This window comes from Devosia sp. 919, from assembly GCF_013185965.1.
Classification (GTDB): Bacteria; Pseudomonadota; Alphaproteobacteria; order Rhizobiales; family Devosiaceae; genus Devosia.
The window spans coordinates 1-18,917 of sequence record NZ_JABAOL010000001.1; the positions used below are offsets into that span (position 1 = coordinate 1).

The window sequence follows — 18,917 nt, forward strand, 5'->3', positions numbered from 1 at the left end:
ACACAGCCAGCTGTTGTGACGGAAAGAACGAGATGCTAACTTCAAGAAATTGAGGCAGATCAAGGGTTCAGCAGGTCCGCTAAGCAGTGCTCAGTTGGTAGAGCACATCATTCGTAATGATGGGGTCGCGTGTTCGAGTCACGCAAGCGGCACCACTTCCCCACCTGATGATAGCCGGCCACGGCGCCCCTGCGACGCCCCCTCAGGTCACCACCACGACTTTCCCGCCCGCCCGGTTTTCCTCCATGCAGCGATGCGCTTCAGCGATCTGCTCAAGCGTAAACCGGGGTCCGAGCGGCAGCAGCAGTCTCCCGGCCGCCACGTCCTCCGCCATCTCATTGAGCGGCATCTCCAAAAATTCCTCCACCCGACCGGCATAGGTCGACAAACCAACCAGATGGGGAACGTCGATCATCGGCTCGAAATTGGGCAGCGTCCAGGCGTCGCCCACCAAGCCGGTTGAGCACACAATGCCCCCTTCGGCGGCGCAGGCCAGCGAATCGCGCAGCGTTGTCGTGCCCACCAATTCGAGCACCTTGTGCACCCCCTCGGGCCACTGGGCGCGAATGGCCGGGGCGATCTCGCCGTCATCGATCATCACCTGGTGGGTCCCGAAGCGCTCGAGCAGGTCGCGCCGGTCCTCGCGCCTTGTGGTGGCGATCACCTCCGCTCCGAACCGCGCGGCAAGGCTCGCGGCGGTGAGCCCCACCGACGTGGTGCCGCCGCGGATCAACAGCCGCTCGCCTTGCTGCAGGCGCAGCCCCTTGAACAACGCGCCCCAGGCCGTTTGCCCCATTTCGGGCAGCGCCCCCAGCACTTCCCAGGGCAAATAGGTCTCGACCCGCCGCACCTGGCGGGCCGGAACAACGCAATATTGCGCATAGCCGCCATCGAACTGCCGCCCCATGCCACCCATGACGGTAGCGACGCGCTCTCCAACGCGCAAATCGCCGCCGGGAGCCTCGGCCACTTCCCCCACCGCTTCGATCCCCAGAATGCGGGGGAAGGAAACGCCCGGCGAATGGCCCTGCCTTGTGTAAAGCTCGGACCGGTTGACGCCAAACGCGCGGACGCGGATCAAAACCTCGCCGTCCTTGGCTTGGGGGATCGGCCGCTCCTCGATCCTCAACACCTCGGCCCCGCCCGGCGCCCGCACCACCGCCGCCCGCATCACCCCTGCCGCCACTTTGCTGCTCCCCCAACGGTCCTCGCCGTCGCCGCAAGGGGAAGCCGCGCACCGCATCGGGTCAAGCACCCAGCCGCGAAAGCACCGTTCGCCGGCTGTTTACGGCCAGACGCCTACAAAAACCGATACACCGACGTCCCGATGATCACCGCTCCCACGCCCACCATCAACGGGCGCAGTGGCAGGCGTTTGACGAGGAGGGCGCCGATCGGCGCCGCCAGCACGCCGCCAATGATGAGGCCGATAGCGGCGTTGAACTGGGTCCAGCCCAGCGTCAAAACAAAGGTGAGCGAGATCGTCACCGTCACCAAAAATTCCGACAGGCTGGTGGAGCCGATGACCTTTTTGGGATCATGCCCCCGCCCCACCAGCGACGAGGTGACGATCGGCCCCCAGCCGCCCCCGCCCATGGCGTCGAGCAGCCCGCCCCCCAGCCCGATCCCGGGCACCAGCTTGTCGCTCACCTGGCGCGGCTGGAATTGACGGAACGCCTTGTAGAGAATGTAGAACCCAAAGCCGATCAGATAGATCGACACCAGCGGCTCCATGAAACTCGCATCGATGCTGGACAGCAGATAGGCGCCGATCGCACCGCCGATCATGCCCGCCGGCGCCAGCCAGGCCACCAGTTTCCAGTCCACATTGCGATGATAGGCATGCGAGGCGCCCGAAGCGGCGGTGGTGAAGATTTCGGTCACATGCGTCAGCGCGCTTGCCGCTGCCGGCGGCAGGCCGATAGACAGCAGGGCCGTGGTGCAGATCACGCCAAAGGCCATGCCCAGCGCCCCGTCAACAATCTGGGCGCAAAAACCTATCACGATGAAGATCAGCAGTTCCTGGCTCATGGCTGTGCCCCCTTAGCCCTCCGAAACGCCTAGCGCAGCACGATCCAGGTTGGCGCATGGTCGCTCGCCTTGTCCCAGCCGCGCACGTTCCGATCAACGCCGGCGTCTTCCAGCCGGTCGGCCAGGGCTGGCGCCACCAGCAGATGGTCGAGCCGCAAGCCGGCATCGCGCTCATAGGCGTTGCGGAAATAATCCCAGAACGTATAGATCCGCTCGCCCGGATGCATGGTGCGCAGGGCATCGGTCCAGCCCTGCTCGAGCAGGCCCTGATAGGCGGCGCGCACTTCGGGGCGAAACAGCGCGTCCTTGGTCCAGCGCTCGGGCTTGTACACATCGAGTTCGGTGGGCATCACATTATAGTCCCCCGCCAGCACGGCGGGGATATCGGCTGCGATCAGCTCGCCTGCATGTCGGGAAAAGCGCTCGAACCAGCGCAATTTATAGTCCCATTTCGGCCCCGGCGCCGGATTGCCATTGGGCAGGTAAAGGCAGCCCACCAGCACGCCATTGACCGCCCCCTCGATGTAACGGCTGTGCTGATCTTCGGCATCGGCCACGAGTCCACGCCGGGTTTCCACCGGCTCGGTGCCCCGCGCCAGCAGCGCCACCCCGTTCCAGCTTTTTTGGCCCAGCCAGATGGCGCCATAGCCTGCCTGTTCGATTTCCTTGCGGGGGAACCGCTCATCTGGCGCCTTGAGTTCTTGCAGGCACACCACATCGGGCGCCGCTTCCTCGAGCCAGCGCAGCAGCACGGCAAGCCGTCCATTGATGCCGTTGACGTTGAAGGTCGCGATCTTCACCCGCCGGCACTGTCCGGAAATGGCGAGCGCTCCGGCGGCATGGTAGGCCCAGGCTCCGGATTGTCATTGGGATTGGTTGGATCGGGCACCGGCAGGTCACCTTCTTTTGGCGCATCATCGATCGGGCGCGGAAAGATCGGCGGCACCGGCCCCGGATCAGGCGCGGTCGGGCTGGGATCGATGGGTGGAAAACTCATGACCTTGGCTCCCTGCTTGGGCGTGCTCACCCAATGGAGCCAAGCTCCACTTTGTTCCCGCGATTGACCCGTTCATAGTCCGTTCATCTTTGTGGCGGAACCGCGGCAGGAAGGTTTGCAACGCTATCGTGCTGCCGCATTTCCCTTGTTCTAAATCCGCCCATCCCACGCGCTTGCGATATACCTCCCCCCTCTGGCATGACATTGTTAAGTATAGTGCCCACGCGCCGCGCCCCTCCGACGAGCTCCCTTTCATGCCCTTCCGCTTCGTCCACACCGCCGATATTCACCTCGATTCCCCCCTCCGCTCCCTGGCATTACGCAATGCCGATCTGGGGCAACTGGTCGGCGACGCGACCCGCCAAGCGCTTGTTTCCATTGTCGATCTTTGCCTTGCCGAAGCGGTCGACGCCCTCGTGATCGCGGGCGATCTTTATGACGGCGACCAGACCTCGATGAAGACCGCCCGCTTCATCGCCACCCAACTTGGCCGCCTGCACGAAGCCGACATCGCGGTCTTCATCGTCCGCGGCAACCACGACGCACTGTCCAAGATCACCCAGGAACTGATCCTGCCCGACAGCGTCAAGATCTTCGGCAGCCGCGCCGAAACAATCACCCTGCGCCGCGGCGCCCTCGATATCTCATTGCATGGATTGAGCTTTTCGCGTCCGCACGCCCCCGAAAGCCTGCTGCCGAAGTTCCGCGCCCCCTCCCCCGACACCGCCCATATCGGCATCATGCATACCAGCCTCGCCGGCGCCCCGGGCCACGACAACTACGCCCCCTGCAGCCTCGCCGACCTGCAGGAATGGGGCTTTGATTACTGGGCCTTAGGCCATGTCCACGCCCGCGCCCATCACCCCGGCGACCGGCATGTCATCATGCCCGGAATGCCCCAGGGCCGCGACATCAACGAGGCTGGCCCTAAAACCGTATCGCTGGTGACCATCGCCGATGATCGCTCGGTAACAGTCGAGGAGCGGCTAACCAGCATCGCCCAGTTCGAGCGGCTCGCGGTTGATCTTTCGGGCCAGCAATCCTGGCGCGAAGTCATCGACGCGCTTGAAAGCAGCGTCGCCGCCTTACGCGCCGCCACCGCAGCGCCCCATCTGGTGCTGCGCCTCAAGCTGGCTGGTGAAACGCCCCTGAGCTGGCGCATGCGCCGCGATCGCGACTTGCTCCTCACCGAAATTGAGCAGCGCCTCGAGGGACTTGGTCAAACCTGGATCGAAAAGATCGAGCTGGCCACCACCTCCCCAAACACAGCCGAAATCCGTCCTTCGGCCGATCCCGTGCTCGAACTGGGTGACCTCATGCGCACCCAAAGCATCGGCCAGCACAGCGTCCGCGAAACCCTCCGGCAACTGGTCAAGGATGTGCGCGACAGCTTGCCACCCGAAGCGCGGCGCTTTGCCGGCGATGACGAAGCAGGTTTCGAAGCCTTTATCGATCAGGTGCTGAGCGAAGGCAGTGAGGACGTGGTCGCCCGTTTGCGTCAAAGCGAAGCCGGGGCCGATTAATGCGCCTGCGCCGGCTCGATCTGCTTCGCTATGGCAAGTTCACCGATTTTTCGCTGGATTTCGGCGCTCATGAGCCCGGAACGCCCGACCTGCACATCATCTATGGGCTCAATGAAGCGGGGAAATCCACCTCGCTTTCGGCCTATCTCGACCTGCTGTTCGGCATCGAGGAGCGCAGCCGCTACAATTTTCTCCACCCCTATCCGTCCATGGAAATTGGGGGGGTTTTGGAATTCAACGACGAAAATCACGCCCTTCGCCGCGTCAAGGGGCGCGCCAATTCGCTGCGCGACAACCGGGGCCAGCCTGTCACCGAGGCGCTGCTGAGCACGCCCCTAGCGGGCCTTACCCGCGACGCCTATCGGATGATGTTCTCGCTCGATGATCAAACCCTCGAAGATGGCGGCAACGCCATTCTGGAAAGCCGGGGCGATCTGGGAGAGCTGCTGTTTTCGGCGAGCACGGGCCTTGCCGATATCGGCCGCATTCTTGAAGGCCTCAAGGCGGAAGCGGACGGGATTTACCGCAAAAGCGCCAGCTCCACCCAGATTGCCGTCCACAAGCGCCAACTTGCCGAGCTGAAAACGAAGCGGGACCAGATTGATGTGCAGGCTTCCGCCCACAACGCCCTTGTCGCCGAACTGGACCGGGCGACCAGGGCGTACGAAGAGATCAGCAGTGAACTTGGGCGCGCCCGGGCTGAGCATGAAGCTCTAAGCCGCATTGCACGCGCATTCCCCCTCGCCCAGGATCACGCTCGCCTGACCGAGACGCTCGCCAAGTTGGAGGATCTTCCCCGCCCGCCCGCCCATTGGGGCCAGGAACTGCCAGGCCTGATGCACGATGAAACCCGGCTTCAAACGCGCAATGCCGAACTGGAAGGCCGCGCCAAGCGCCTTCGTGCCGAGATCGAGGCCATTGCAGTGGACGGGGCCGTGCTGGCTCTCGCCGAGCCCATCGAGGCACTTGCCGATGCCGCGGCCCGCTTTCGCACCGCCGAAGACGACTTGCCTAAGCGGCGCCAGACCTTGCTGGAGCAACAGGCCCGCATCTCCGCCATTACCCGCTCACTTGGGCGGGCGGACCAAGCCGACGCCCGCGCCCTCCTCATCCCGGCGCCGGTTGCCGGAACCCTGCGCGACCTGATCGAGCAGCGCTCCGGTATCGACGCGCTGCTCGCGACGGCCGAGCAGGAAGTCACCGCAGCTCAACTTGCCTTCGAGGCGGCCGAGCAGGAGCAACAAGCCTTGCTTGCCAAGCGGCCAAGCTTAGATCCATCGACTCTAGCCAATCTGCAAGCCGGCATCGCCGCCGCGCGCCAAAGCGACCTTAGCGCCCGTGAGCGGATCCATGCCAGAGAGCTCCCGCGGCTGCAACGGGAGTTCGATGGCGCGATGGCTGCCTTGCTGCCCTGGTCCGGCACTGCTGATGATCTGGCTGGCCTCACATTGCCAACAGTCGCGCAAATCAGCCAATGGCGGAGCGGCATCAGCGAAGCGGAGGCACGCGCAACAAGGCACCGGGAGAACCAGCGGGAACTGCTGGCGCGCCAAACTGAACAGCTTAATCGCATCAAGCATTTGCGGGCTGCCGGAGCGATCGACGATACCGAGGCTGCAAACCTGCGGGCCGAACGCGATGCCGCCTGGGGCCGCCATCTGGAGCAACTCGACCGCGACAGCGCTCTGCAATTTGCGGCTACCATGACGGCCGCCGACCAAATGACTGACGCCCGCATCGCCAACGCGCAGGCTACGGTGGAGATGCGCAGCCTTTCGGCTGAACTCACTTCCACCGAGGCGCGCCTGGCCCAGGAAGAAGCACAGCTGGAGGAAGCGGCAGCAGAACTCGAAACGCTGCGCTCGGCCCCCCGCGCCAGCCTGCCCGCTGACCTGGATCAACTCGCCGACACCGCCACACGCCAATTGCTGGACGACATCGACAATTGGCGCACGGGGGTCGAGCGCGCTCGCGCTGCGCTGGCGACGCTGGACGGCGCAACCGCCGCGCTCAGCGACACGCGCGCTGAACTTACCCGTGAACGGGACGAGCTTGCCCAAGCGCTGACCGCCACTGGCGCCGACACAAGCGCGTTGAGTGTGCCCGCGCTGCTGCAAAGCGCCGAGAACGCTTTGAACGCCGTCGCCTCCGCTCAGGCGGCAAGCGAAAGCGCGGACAAACTGCTGCGTGAGCGTGAGCGCGAACTGCTGGCGCGCCGCCGCGTTCGAGACGCAGCTTTGGGCAAGCAAGCAGACTGGCAGAACCGCTGGGACCGAACGGTGGAAGAAACCTGGTTTGCCGACCAGGCCCCCAGTACCGGCGCAGTGCGGGCAATTCTGGACGCCTTGGCGGAGCTTGGTGCAGAACTGCGCCACCGAGAGGAAACCGAGCATCGTATCGCTGCCATGGAGCGCGATCAGGCTGCCTTTCGCGAGCGAGTGGCGGAACTGCACAACGAGCTGAAGGAGACGTTCGAGCCTGCACAAGCCCCGCAACTGGCTGGAGCCCTTGCCCAAAGGAGCCGCCAAGCCCGCCAGAGCCTGCAACGCCGCATGGAAAAGGCTGGCGAACTCGAAGCGCTGCAGGCCGAGTTGGGGTCCCTGGCGCAAGAGCTGCGGGTCTGCGAGGCCAAGAAAGGCGAACTGCTCGAGTTCTTTGCCGCCGAGGACCTGGCCGGGGTAGCGGCAGCCCTGGCGCAGTGCGCCGAGCGCGACCGGCTCGAACATGAGCAAGCCAAGCTTGCAGCCCGCATTGTCGGCGAGATGAACGTGTCGAGCCTTGAAACGGCATTGAACAGGCTTGCCGATATTGACCGTACGGCGCTGGACGAAACGGCGGCGGTGCTTGCCGCCAGGCTTGAGGATTTGGACGAGCGGCGGCGGATGCTGTTCGCTGAAAGATCAATGGCGCAGGAACGACTCGCCGCAGTTGGCGGCGATGACGCGGTTGCCCGGATCGAAGCGGAACGGCGCACCTTGTTGCTCCAGATCGAGGAGCTCGCCTTGCGCTTTGTGCGCCTCCGCGCGGGAGGGCTTGTGGCCGAGCACGCCTTGCATGCCTACCGCGAACAGCACCGCTCTTCCATGATGCAACGCGCGTCCCAGGCATTCCAGCTGATTACCCGCAACGAATATACGGGCCTCACCACCCGCGCTGAAAAGGACGGGGAAGCGCTCATTGGGCTCGCGCGCGGCGGCGGCTCCAAGCTCGCCACCGATATGTCCAAAGGCACCCGGTTCCAGCTCTACTTGGCCTTGCGCCTTGCAGGATATGCCGAGTTCGCTGCCGTGCGCCCTTCTGTGCCGTTCATCGCCGACGACATCATGGAAACCTTTGACGAGCCGCGCTCGGAAGAAGTGTTTCGGCTCTTTGCCCAAATGGCCATTGTGGGGCAAGTGATCTATCTGACCCACCACCGCCACCTCTGCGACATTGCCCAGCAAGTGGTTCCGGGTGTGCGCATCCACCAGATCGCTTCCTGAGGCCTCAACTGGGCGCTCGGTGCATTCCGAGTGCCCCGCCGCCCTTTTATGTAAGAAACTTACAACTATCCTCAGCTCTTTGGGCAAATTCGTCATTGCCACCGAATGAATAGGTGGCCCTTCGCGGCGGTTGCTTGACGACGAAAGTAGGTTTGTTACAGATTGCTGCATCCCGGCCGTTTCGGCCAAGCGCACCAGCGCTCTAACCTGCCATTCCTGTCGAGGTCCGCCGATGAGCTACAAAGCCATCTATACCTATGCCTGGGACCTCCAGGAGGCTGGTGTTCCCGCGGCCGTTGACGAATTCCGGCGGCTGGGGCTCGACACCGTAACAGTGGCCGGTAGTTATCATGCCGGCAAGTTCCTGCGGCCGCGTGGCACCAGGGGCAAGGTGTATTTTCCCGAGGATGGCACAGTTTATTTCCATGCCGATCCGGCACGCTATGGCACAATTCAGCCGCTGGCAAACTCCCTGCTCGCCGAGGGCGATGTCCTTGGTGAACTGACGCGCTCGGATATGGCTACCAATGTGTGGCTGGTGCTGTTGCACAATACGCGGCTGGGGATGGCCCACCCGGAAAGTGTCGTGCGCAACGCCTTTGGCGATCCCTATTTCTACAATCTCTGCCCATCAGCTCCGGACGCACGCGCCTATGCTGTTGCTCTCGCGAGCGACGTAACCGAGCGCTATCCGGTATCGGGCATTTCCCTCGAAGCACCCGGCTGGACGCCTTATGCCCATGGCTTTCACCACGAATTTGCCCTCCTGAAGTCCAATGCCTGGCTCGAAAACCTGCTCGGGCTTTGCTTTTGCCAGCATTGCCTCGCCGACGCTGAGCGAGCCGGCATCGATGCGCGCCGGCTCAAGGCTCAAATTGCCAGCGACATCGAGGCTTATCTGGAAAGCGGCATCGATTATCCCGCCGACATGGCGGAAGCCTTCTGGCGAGCCGACCTGGCGGGAGACTTCGAGCTCCAGAGCTTTCTGGATTTCCGTTGCGGCGTCGTAACCTCCTTGGTCGGTGAAATTCGGGACGCCGTCAGAGCCGATGCAACGGTTTCGGTGATCCCCTCTGTTGCCCGGCCGACCGCCGGAGCCTGGTACGAGGGCAGCGATTTGCCCGCGCTGGCGCAAACGGCTGGAATCATCGAGGCGTGCTTTTATGAAGCATCGGCCGAGCGGGTTTCCGCCGACCTTTTCGATCTCCAGCGACGCCTCAGGGGCGCGGGCAAGCTGCGCGGCATCCTGCGCCCCTCCTATCCCGACCTTGCGAGCAAAACCGAATTCCTCGGCGCTGTGCAGGCGCTCCGCAACAGCGGCGTTGAAGAAGTCGCCTTCTACAACTGGGGCTTCCTGCGCCAAGACAATTTGGCGTGGATTGGTGACGTGATGCGGGAGCTTGGCTGAGCGAACCCGGTAACCGCTCTGCCGCAGACTCCCTGGCGGGTCCGGACGCTTGAGACATCGGTCTGGAACCACACGCCCCTCCCCCGTGCGCGAGTTTAGCCCGGCTGTGTGCACCACAAGGGCCCGGTTCTCACAGCTCCCCTTCGTCTGAGCCGCCGAGTTGGGCAATGCGCCGGGCCATGCGGGCGCTGGGAGCGACCAGCTTTACCGAGCCGCTGGGCGAGCCGAACAGCGCCTGCCGCTCTTCTTCGGTGGACATGAAGAACGGGTATCGCTCCAACAGCGGCGGATAAATCACCGGCACATCGGCCACCATCAGCACCATCGGGAAGCGCAGCCCGTGATAATACCGAGCCTCGCCCCACTGCGTGGAGTTGAACACCCTTCGGTAAAAGGCGGAGTGTTCGGGCCTCACCGAGGACAGGCAATAGCGAGCGCCATAATGGCGCGCGGCCATCACCCCGATCCTCAGGGCCAGAAAGGGCAAGGCCGGATAAGCTAGAGTCGCTTCGTGATCGGCGGTGAACCGGCCGGGATCCACCATGTGCACCCCGTCCGCAATCAACGGATCGAGGAGGTCAGGAAATACCGATTGTGATGGCGAAACCGGGGTGTCTCGGCTCAGATGATGGACGCGGATGGAACTCACCAGCCGCCCGTCGATAAGCACCCCGAAACAGGAAACATTGGGCAGTTCGTCGAACTCGTCGCGCACCACCTGCTGGCTGTTGAACGGGATGAATTCCTCCCGCCGATAGGCCTCGTAACGAAGCCGATACACTGGATCAAGCTGATCCTCTACGCTCACCCGCCGGTACTCGACCCTGTCCAAGAGATCGACAAGCGCTTCCGCAAAACGGGAAGTGCCCCCAGCAACGGGTGTGACTACCGCACTCATCACATCACCCCTTACACCCGACACAAGTTAATCACTTGTTAGTCATGTTGAAAACAGGGGAACTGCGGGGTCTGGCGGCGTTTCTGGCGAGGGAAATTTTCTGCCGCCGGCAAAAACGCCGGAGGGGCGGGCGTTTACCGAGAATTAACCGTTTTGACGATTTTCGCAGGGAAGCTTTGCGCCATGCGCATGCGGCCGATCAACTCGGCAATCTCGCGCCGCGGGAGCGGCGCGCCAAACAGGAAGCCCTGGATTTGATCCACGCAAGTATGCTGGGAAACCAGCTCCAACTGGTCCTCGGTTTCCACGCCTTCGGCAGTGATCACCAGATTGTTGTCCTTGCCCAGTTGGGCCACATTGGACAGGAGCTTGAGGGCCCGCGCATCGGCGGCGATGTTCATGACGAAGCTGCGATCGATCTTAAGCTTGGTGAACGGCAGCGCCTGCAGATAGCTTAGCGACGAATAGCCGGTGCCGAAATCATCAAGCGCAATGCCGATTCCCTTGGTCGCCAATCCACTCAGGATCTTGGTGGCCGCGTCCCGCTCCTCGATCAGCGCGGTTTCGGTTACCTCGACTTCCAGCCGGTGCGGTGCCAGGCCGGAACTGCGCAGCGCCTCCTCGACCATGTCACCGACATCGGCATTGCGGAAATCGCGAGCCGAGATGTTCACCGAAACGCTGACATCTTCGGGCCAGGAGCGGCATTCGCGCGTAGCGGTCGTCAACACCCAGCGGCTGATATCGGAGATCAAGCCGGTTTCTTCGGCCATTGGGATAAAAATGGCTGGGGAAATGGGTCCGAGTTCGGGATGGTGCCAGCGCGCCAGCGCTTCGCAGCTGACCACGCGCTGGGTTTGGATATCAACGATCGGCTGGAACACCAGGGACAGCGCGTCGGTATCAAGGGCATGGCGCAGATCGGTCTTGAGGCGCTGGCGATACCGGTAATCCACGTCCATTTCTTCCTGGAAGCACTGCACCTGCGACTTGCCCGAGCCCTTGGCCTTGTAGAGCGCAAGATCGGCCTTGGTCATCAGCGAATCCAGCCCCTCGGCCATGGCGTCCTCAACCACGAGGCCAACGCTGACATTGACAGCGATAACCTGGCCCATGATGTTGAATGGCGGCTTGAACACGGCAACGATGGCTTCGGCATCGCGCGCTGCCTCTGCCTGGGTGACATCGCCGCGATAAACCAGGAACTCATCCCCGCCAAAGCGGCCGACAAGGCAATCCACCCCCATCAAGGTGTCGAGGCGGTGGGACACCTCCACCAGCAGGCGGTCCCCGATCAGGTGACCCATCGTATCGTTCACATGCTTGAAGTCGTCGATGTCCACGATCATCAGCACGATCTCGCCAAAGGCGCGCGTGGTGCGGCGCTGCACCAGATCGGCTTCCACCAGTTCGGCGAAGTGCCCCCGGTTCGGCAAACCGGTAAGGCTGTCGAAATGCGCCATGAAGTTGATCCGCTCGGCCGCCTCCACGCGCGCGGTGATGTTTTCGAACAGCAGCACCTTTTGTTCGCGCCGTGAACTGACCGTAACTTCGATGAACTCACCGGTTTCGAGCTTCAGGACAGTCTTGCCACTACCCCGGGCAACGCAGTCGAGCAGATTCTGCGCATCCGGGTGCGACAGGGTATCGTGGGCTTCGGCCTGCGCGATGCTGTCGGAAAAGCACCGGCCGCCCCATTCTCCCGGCACCAGCGCCTGGAAGATCTTTTCGGCATAATCATTAGTGACTGAGATAAAGCCCCGGCTATCAAGCATGCACAGGCCATGCTGCATCGTATCGAGCGCGGTATCGAGCTCAATGGCGAGGCGGGAGGCCTCAACCCGCTGGTGAACCGCGCTAAGGAGGATCAAGCGGACATCGCGCGCCAATACGCGCATGCTGAGCAGCATGGGCAGCATCAGGACGCCAAGAACCTGGTGGTAGATATCCCCCCCGAGCAGCAACCCGGCGCACATCAGGGTGCAGGCAATAACCAGTTGCAGGGTGAGGAGCCGGTCCAGCCCGAAATTTCGCGTAACAATGCCCACCATGCAACCAGTGGTAGTGACCATGCTGATGATCTCCGCGACGGGATCATCAACAAAGACGAAGCTGAAGAAACACCAGGAGCCATAAACAAGCGCGGCGAAAGCGCCCCAGAGCGTAGCGCGCACTTCCCACTGATAGGCCGCGTCGACATCCTCTGGACCGATATCGGCCTGCTTGAACTGCGTCATGTCGATAAATCGAAAGACGGCGATCAACAGGAAAATGACGGTGATGCCCCAAAGCAGCGGAGATCCGGTTTTCAGCGCGGTCGTGGCCGCGCCGACAGCGCTGGCCAGCGTGCCGTAAATCATCGCGCGCCTGTCCTTATAGACAGACTTGACGGTCGATACGTAATCGAGCGCCGGCATTGATTTATGCGCGGGGGTGAACACACCTGTCTCCGGTTCGTGATCGGCCAATCAAACCTTATCGAGGTTAAGGAGGGCTTGAGATCGTGTCCTCAATACGTAAATTACCGAGAGCGATACCGGAAAGCCGCTTGCGAGCTTTTTCAGGAACGACCCGCCTAGTGAAAATTGCGTCCGCTGGGCAAGGCCGCATGGGCGTGGCGGCGGGCTGTATCTTCGTGGCGCAACTGGTCTCGTTCCGGTCCCCGGCTGCCCGGGGTGCCGGTGCGCCCTTCGTCCGCACGCGCCAACACGGCATCGCCCAAGGGATGACCATCGGCAATGTCCAAGAGGGTTGGTGTCAGGTCCGTCAGCTGTCGGGCAACAATATGGATCACGAGACCCTCCCGCTGCAGCTCGCCCTTAACCGCCAGCATGCGCGCACCCAGCACCACGCGCCGATTGGCTTCAAACACTTTTGGCCACACGATTATATTGGCCACGCCGGTTTCATCCTCGAGGGTAGCAAAGATCACTCCCTGCGCAGTGCCCGGCCGCTGGCGCACCAGCACCAGACCCGCCACCTCCACTTGCCGGCCGGGGGAAAGCCCCAGCAAGGCGCTGGCCTTGACCACGCCGCGCCTTTCTAGCTGCGGCCGGGCAAAATGCACCGGGTGGCCTTTTAGCGAGAAGCTGAGGTGGCGATAATCATGGATCACCTCTTCGCCGGGCGGCATCGGCGGCAGGCCCGCATCGGCTTCTCCTTCGCCGAGCGATTGCGCCCCTGGGGTGGCGGCAAACAAGGGCAGCGTTTCGGCGCCGGCAGTGGCCGTCAGCCCTTTTACCGCCCAGGCCGCATCGCGGCGCGACAGGCCCAACGAGCCAAAAGCATCCGCCTGAGCCAGGATCTCGAGGCTTGCCACCGGCAGCCCGGTGCGCAGCCATAGATCGCGCACGGAATCATAGCCCCGCCCGCGTCGCGCGACGAGCCGATTGGCGTGATCCTCCTTGAGCCCCTTGATCGCCGACAGCCCCAGCCGGATGGCATGGGTAGAGCGGATATCGTCCGCCATGTCGGCGTGTTGCGCCCAAAGATGCTCGGATGCAGGGCGGCTATCGCCTTCCAGCACATGCTCGAGGTCGGAGTGATTGATATCGACGGGCCGCACCTCTACCCCATGCTCGACCGCATCGCGGATAATCTGCGACGGGGCATAAAAGCCCATGGGTTGGCTGTTGAGCAGTGCGCAGGCAAACACATCGGGATAATGGCATTTGAGCCAGCAGGAGGCATAAACCAGCAGCGCGAACGAAGCCGCATGGCTTTCGGGAAAGCCATATTCGGCGAAACCCTGGATTTGCGCAAAGCAGCTTTTGGCGAACTCCAGCTCATAGCCATTGGCGAGCATCCCGGCGATGAACTCCTCGCCAAATTGCGCGATCTGGCCGGTGCGTCGCCACGCGGCCATGGCCCGGCGCAACTGGTCGGCCTTCCCAGCCGAAAAGCCCGCCCCGACCACGGCGATCTGCATGGCCTGCTCCTGAAATAAGGGAATGCCGAGGGTGCGCCCCAGCACGGCCTTGAGCTCGGGCTTGGGATAGGTGACCTCCTCATTGCCCAGCCGGCGCCGCAGATAGGGATGCACCATGCCACCCTGGATTGGCCCTGGCCGCACGATGGCCACCTCGATCACAAGGTCATAAAATCTTTGCGGCCGCATCCGCGGCAGCATGGACATCTGCGCCCGGCTTTCGATCTGGAACACCCCGATCGTGTCGGCGCGGTGGGTCATGGCATAAACCCGCGCCTTCTTAGATTGATCGGCATCGGTTTCTTCGGCCAGGAGATCCACCAGCCGGATCTCCTGATCGTAGTGGCGATGCATCAGCTCAAAACCGCGCCGCAGGCAGGACAGCATACCCAAGGCCAAAATATCGACCTTGAGAATGCCCAAAGCATCGATATCGTCCTTGTTCCACTCAATGATGGTGCGGCTTTCCATGGCCGATTTGCTGATCGGCACCAGACTTTCCAGCGAGTCCCGGGTGATGACGAACCCACCCACATGCTGGCTCAGATGGCGTGGAAAGCCATGCAGAACCTTGGTCACCTCGAACAATTGGGCGAGCACGGGATCATCGGGATGCATGCCGATCCGCTCGACTTCGCGCAGATCGAAAGGGGCACCCCAGCCCCATTGCATCTGGTTGAGCGCAGCCACCGTATCCTCGGCAACCCCGAACACCTTGGCGGCTTCGCGCATGGCGCTCTTGGAGCGATAGGAAATCACATTGGCGGTCAGGCCGGTGCGCTTGCCCCCATATTTCTGGTAAACATATTGCATCACCTCTTCGCGCCGCTCATGCTCGAAGTCGACGTCGATATCGGGCGGCTCGTCGCGCTCGGTGGAAATGAAGCGCCCGAACACCAGATTGCCGGTGACCGGATTGACCTCGGTGATCTCAAGGCAAAAGCAGACGGTGGAATTGGCCGCCGAACCGCGCCCCTGGCACAGGATCTTGCGCTCGTAGCGGGCAAACATCACGATGTCATGGACCGTCAGGAAATAGGCCGCGTAGCGCTTATAGGCGATCAGGCACAATTCGCTCCAGATCATGCGCTTGACCTCGTCGGGCACCCCATCGGGAAAGCGCCTGGCTGCGCCGGCCCAGGTCAAGCGCTCAAGGGTCTGCTGGGCGGTTTCCCCATTGCCGACCGTTTCCTCGGGATAGTTGTATTTGAGCTGGTCGAGCGAAAAGCCAATCCGGTCCATCAGCAGCTGGGTTTGCCGGAGGGCATCGGGATGTTCGGTAAACAGCCTTGCCATTTCCCGGCCGGGCTTGAGATGGCGTTCGGCATTAGCTTCGAGCCGCCTGCCGGCGGTTTCAAGGGTCAGGTGCTGACGGATGCAGCTGACCACATCCTGCACCATCCGCCGGTTGGGCTCGTGGTATAAAACGTCATTGGTGGCGAGCATGGGCACGCCATGCCGGTGCCCCATCTCGGCAATGCGGTTGAACCGGGCCCGATCGGAGCCGGCGTAGCGGGGGGCGGCAGCAACCCACACCCGCCCCTTGGCCTGCCCGGCCAGGGTTTGCAGCGTACACTCGGTCAGCTCCCAGTCGCTTTCATCGGGCATGAGAATAAGGAGCTGCCCCGCCGCCGGCTTTTCCCCTAGCTCGTTCATTTCCAGAAGATCGGCGAGATAGAGCACCGGAGCGCCCTTTTCCCCCCGCCCATTGCCCCGCGTCAGCAGCTGGCACAGGCGGCCATAAGCCTGCCGGTCACTGGGATAGGCGATGATGTCGGGCGTGCCATCGCTGAACACCAGCCGCACGCCTACGAGATAACGAAAGCCGGGCGCCTGCGGCCCCATGTCTCGCGCCACCATGTAGCCGCGCACCACGCCGGCAAAGCTGTTGCGATCGCATAGCCCGAGCCCGGTCATGCCATAGTGGATGGCGGCTGATACCAACTCTTCAGGGTGCGAACCGCTGCGCAGAAACGAGAAATTGCTGGTGCTCACCAGTTCCGCAAATTGCGGCGCCGGCGGCTGCTCCCGCCCGCTCCCCGCACGGGGGAATGACAGCACCTCGTTCATGAAAAGAACCCGTGCAGAAACCAGGAGGGCCCCGTGGCGCCGCCATAAAAGCCCTGCCGATAGAGCCAGAACCGGCGCCCGCCATCATCCTCGGCAATGAAATAATCGCGCGTTTGCGCTTCGGGATCAAAGCGCACCAATTGGGGTAGATAGGGCTGAGCCTGCCCCGGCTTGCTCCCCTGTCCCTGCGATGGCACCAATTGCAGGCGCTGGCCGCTGCGCCACCATTCGGCCGCCAGGCGCTCGGGCCCCGAGGTCTTGATGAACTGGTACCCCACCCGCCGCCAGATCATGCCGGCGGGAGGACCATCGGGCACCTGGGCGGCGGTGATGGTGATGGGCTCGGGCATCGGCAGGAGCCGCAGAGGCCGCGCCCGGCCGGGATCGGGCAGCGCTTCGGGATCGTCGGGGGTGCGGGCGATCACCGGCTCAAGCCGCACGGCCCGCTCGGGAATATGGGTATTGCTGAATTTGGTGCGCAGCACCGCCAGCGCCCCCAGGCGGCTAGCCATGCGGTCATAAAGCCGGTCCAGATCCTGTGCCCCGTCGGCAGCGGCAAAGGCGCCCACCTGCACGGCATCGAGCGGGGACACCGAGCTGGCAGCAAGCCGGATCGCATCAATGCCAAACCCCGCATCGTAATCTCCGCCCAGCCGCTCGGAGCGATGGGCGAAAAGACGCGCAATATGGGCAGGGTCTCGCGTGGCCCGGGCCGCATTGACCGACAGGCACATCACCTTGTGGTCCACCCGATAGAGGAACAGATGAAAGCTTTGCGCACCCAGCCCTTCGCTTTCGAGCCGCAGCCCAATCTGCACCGCCAGGTCATGGGCACACATCAGCACATCGTCCATCAAGCCGATCGGGTCGGCAAAGCGGCGCTCGGCATAGCGTTCAGCCAGGGGCAGGCGGGGCACGGGACGTTCTTCGAGTGCGCCATAGGCTTGGTCGAGCCGGGTCAGCAGCGACAAGCCGAACCGGGCCTGCAGGGCCTTGCGCTCGCGCCCGCGCACCTGCCCTACCTGCTTGAGCCCCATGGCATTGAGCCCGGCAATCTGGATCGGGCTGAGGCGAAGCGCGGCGACCGGCAGATGCGCCAGGACCCGCTCGGTATCGGCCGCAGCCACCACCTGGTTGGCGGCAAAATGGGCAACAGCCCAGGCTGCGCCCACGGTGGAGGCCACCGCGCCCTGGACCCGATAGCCCAGAACCGCCAGCCGCTTGAGCAGGGTCGCAAGCATCGCTTCCTCGCCGCCAAACAGATGCGATACTCCGGTGATATCGAGCACCAGATCGCCAAAGGGGCTCATGTCGGGCAGCACCGCGACCAGCGGGCTGGCATTGGAATGCCAATCAGCAAAATCGGCAAAGGCGGCTTCCAGGAGCGGCCGGCCGATAGGCAGCGTGTGCAGATCGGGCACCAGCGCGCGCGCATCGGCCAGGTTCTGGCCCGGGCTGAGCCCGGCCGCCGCCGCTTCCCGATCCACCGCTGCCAGCCGCATGCCCCCCTTGATGCGCTCAAACAGCGCGAGGGGTGACTGGAGTTGCCGGTCAGCCCGCTTGAGATAGTCGGTCGCCCAATCGGGCAGGTAAAGTGCCAGGAAGCGGCGTGCTCCCCGTTGTTCCATCCACACCGGGGCGGGCTGTTTGCTCTGCTCGAAAGCCATTTTCTGTCCACTCCAGGATCCATTCGCCGCCATGGCCTTGCCCAAGCGCGCCCTTTTCCAGCCGGGCGCTCCAGCGGCTCGCCCCTGGGGCACGGGCATCAAAGGGGGTGGGGGCGCTCAACAGGGGCGCCAGGTGCCAGCGCAACTGCGCGGCGCTCGATTCGCGCCAGCGCCCATAGCGCAGCAGAAACACCGATGCCCCGCCGCTTTGGGCCCGCATGCTGAGGCGCCGGCTGGCGGTGAAATCGAGAATCTTGGCCTGGCCCGCGACGTCGGCGACCACGGCCGCTACCGCTCCGCAGCCCAGCGCTTCCTCAGCTGCCCACAGCAATTCGGCGATATTGGCAGGCCGGATCAGCACCAGGTCAGCCGCATCAAAGCCGAAAAACTGCAGCCCGCTGCCATAGGGCAGGCCCATTTCCTGAGCATCGGCCGTCATCTGCAGATAAACCACTGCTTGGCGGGTGCCCCCCAGCAATCCCCGCGCCTGCCCCAGCGCAAACCCCAGCACAGCGCCGCCATTGCGCCGTTCATCGGCGAACACTTCATGCACCACCCCCGGGCCAGCCAGGGGAAAGCCGCCCGCCATCGCTCCCGGTGCCGCCGTTTCGGCCAGGGCCGGGCGGCGTTCGAGATCGGCAATACGGGTGCGCAGCGCCGCAAGGCGCGTTTGGCGGTCAAGGTCGCTCATGGGGCTTTCGGTTCTTGGTTCAGAACAAAACAAGAACACTACGGACCGGGTTCCGGAGTCAAGCCGAGTCTTTTTGCGGGGTTGGGGAAAAGGTTAACCTTTGCCATCCACCGCCCTCGCAATGAAGGATGGAACGCTAACCGCGCCTTAGCGCTTTCCTCTTACGCCGAAAGGCCAGATGCCGGCAGAGGTTTTGCATGTTCGACGCCCTTACTCGCTTGT

The 18,917-nt window shown here is 63.2% G+C and carries 12 protein-coding genes; 3 read left to right on the forward strand and 9 right to left on the reverse strand.

The genetic code is table 11. The features are described from left to right. Nucleotides 1-202: 202 nt before the first annotated feature. The 4 genes from HRQ64_RS00005 to HRQ64_RS00020 all read right to left on the reverse strand — a co-directional run bounded on the left by HRQ64_RS00005 (nt 203) and on the right by HRQ64_RS00020 (nt 3,028). On the reverse strand, nt 203-1,186 hold the full coding sequence (locus tag HRQ64_RS00005; protein ID WP_349236649.1) for a zinc-binding alcohol dehydrogenase family protein: 984 nt from the start codon (nt 1,184-1,186) through the stop codon (nt 203-205). A 113-nt stretch (nt 1,187-1,299) separates the two neighbouring features. Beyond that, nucleotides 1,300-2,031, reverse strand: a complete 732-nt coding sequence (locus HRQ64_RS00010) for a sulfite exporter TauE/SafE family protein (RefSeq protein WP_172121516.1) — start codon at nt 2,029-2,031, stop codon at nt 1,300-1,302. Between the two features lie 29 nt (nt 2,032-2,060). Further along, the gene (gene xth / locus HRQ64_RS00015; protein WP_172121517.1) at nt 2,061-2,831 is read right to left on the reverse strand and encodes an exodeoxyribonuclease III; all 771 of its coding nucleotides are present in this window, start codon (nt 2,829-2,831) and stop codon (nt 2,061-2,063) included. Next, nucleotides 2,828-3,028 carry a hypothetical protein gene (locus HRQ64_RS00020; RefSeq protein WP_172121518.1) on the reverse strand — a complete coding sequence of 67 codons (201 nt, stop codon included), beginning with the start codon at nt 3,026-3,028 and terminating at the stop codon, nt 2,828-2,830. The genes xth and HRQ64_RS00020 overlap by 4 nt, the downstream gene beginning before the upstream one ends. 254 nt (nt 3,029-3,282) lie before the next feature. Between HRQ64_RS00020 and HRQ64_RS00025 the strand changes: the two genes are divergently transcribed. The 3 genes from HRQ64_RS00025 to HRQ64_RS00035 all read left to right on the forward strand — a co-directional run bounded on the left by HRQ64_RS00025 (nt 3,283) and on the right by HRQ64_RS00035 (nt 9,441). Continuing rightward, on the forward strand, nt 3,283-4,551 hold the full coding sequence (locus HRQ64_RS00025; protein WP_172121519.1) for a DNA repair exonuclease: 1,269 nt from the start codon (nt 3,283-3,285) through the stop codon (nt 4,549-4,551). Then, nucleotides 4,551-8,033 carry an AAA family ATPase gene (locus HRQ64_RS00030; RefSeq protein WP_172121520.1) on the forward strand — a complete coding sequence of 1,161 codons (3,483 nt, stop codon included), beginning with the start codon at nt 4,551-4,553 and terminating at the stop codon, nt 8,031-8,033. Before HRQ64_RS00025 ends, HRQ64_RS00030 begins: the two co-directional genes overlap by 1 nt. A 232-nt stretch (nt 8,034-8,265) precedes the next feature. Further along, nucleotides 8,266-9,441: a hypothetical protein gene (locus HRQ64_RS00035; protein ID WP_172121521.1), complete on the forward strand. Its 1,176-nt coding sequence runs from the start codon at nt 8,266-8,268 to the stop codon at nt 9,439-9,441. Nucleotides 9,442-9,571: 130 nt separating this feature from the next. Here the strand turns inward: HRQ64_RS00035 and HRQ64_RS00040 are convergent, their stop codons facing one another. The 5 genes from HRQ64_RS00040 to HRQ64_RS00060 all read right to left on the reverse strand — a co-directional run bounded on the left by HRQ64_RS00040 (nt 9,572) and on the right by HRQ64_RS00060 (nt 18,695). Continuing rightward, nucleotides 9,572-10,339, reverse strand: a complete 768-nt coding sequence (locus HRQ64_RS00040; protein WP_172121522.1) for a hypothetical protein — start codon at nt 10,337-10,339, stop codon at nt 9,572-9,574. A gap of 134 nt (nt 10,340-10,473) precedes the next feature. Then, complete coding sequence (locus HRQ64_RS20415) at nt 10,474-12,780, reverse strand: EAL domain-containing protein (RefSeq protein ID WP_172121523.1); 2,307 nt, start codon at nt 12,778-12,780, stop codon at nt 10,474-10,476. 134 nt (nt 12,781-12,914) lie between these two features. Next, nucleotides 12,915-16,337 (reverse strand): error-prone DNA polymerase, encoded by a 3,423-nt coding sequence (locus HRQ64_RS00050; protein WP_172121524.1) that lies wholly within the window; start codon nt 16,335-16,337, stop codon nt 12,915-12,917. After that, nucleotides 16,334-18,004 (reverse strand): DNA polymerase Y family protein, encoded by a 1,671-nt coding sequence (locus HRQ64_RS00055; RefSeq protein ID WP_172121525.1) that lies wholly within the window; start codon nt 18,002-18,004, stop codon nt 16,334-16,336. The genes HRQ64_RS00050 and HRQ64_RS00055 overlap by 4 nt, the downstream gene beginning before the upstream one ends. Further along, nucleotides 17,889-18,695, reverse strand: a complete 807-nt coding sequence (locus tag HRQ64_RS00060) for a hypothetical protein (RefSeq protein ID WP_172121526.1) — start codon at nt 18,693-18,695, stop codon at nt 17,889-17,891. Before HRQ64_RS00060 ends, HRQ64_RS00055 begins: the two co-directional genes overlap by 116 nt. Nucleotides 18,696-18,917 lie beyond the last annotated feature (222 nt).

Coding starts and splice junctions, on each gene's coding strand:
- HRQ64_RS00050 (WP_172121524.1), bottom strand. CDS start 16,337: ATGAACGAGGTGCTGTCATTCCCCCGTGCGGGGAGCGGGCGGGAGCAG.
- HRQ64_RS00025 (WP_172121519.1), top strand. CDS start 3,283: ATGCCCTTCCGCTTCGTCCACACCGCCGATATTCACCTCGATTCCCCC.
- HRQ64_RS00060 (WP_172121526.1), bottom strand. CDS start 18,695: ATGAGCGACCTTGACCGCCAAACGCGCCTTGCGGCGCTGCGCACCCGT.
- HRQ64_RS00020 (WP_172121518.1), bottom strand. CDS start 3,028: ATGAGTTTTCCACCCATCGATCCCAGCCCGACCGCGCCTGATCCGGGG.
- HRQ64_RS00035 (WP_172121521.1), top strand. CDS start 8,266: ATGAGCTACAAAGCCATCTATACCTATGCCTGGGACCTCCAGGAGGCT.
- HRQ64_RS00010 (WP_172121516.1), bottom strand. CDS start 2,031: ATGAGCCAGGAACTGCTGATCTTCATCGTGATAGGTTTTTGCGCCCAG.
- HRQ64_RS00040 (WP_172121522.1), bottom strand. CDS start 10,339: ATGAGTGCGGTAGTCACACCCGTTGCTGGGGGCACTTCCCGTTTTGCG.
- HRQ64_RS00055 (WP_172121525.1), bottom strand. CDS start 18,004: ATGGCTTTCGAGCAGAGCAAACAGCCCGCCCCGGTGTGGATGGAACAA.
- HRQ64_RS00030 (WP_172121520.1), top strand. CDS start 4,551: ATGCGCCTGCGCCGGCTCGATCTGCTTCGCTATGGCAAGTTCACCGAT.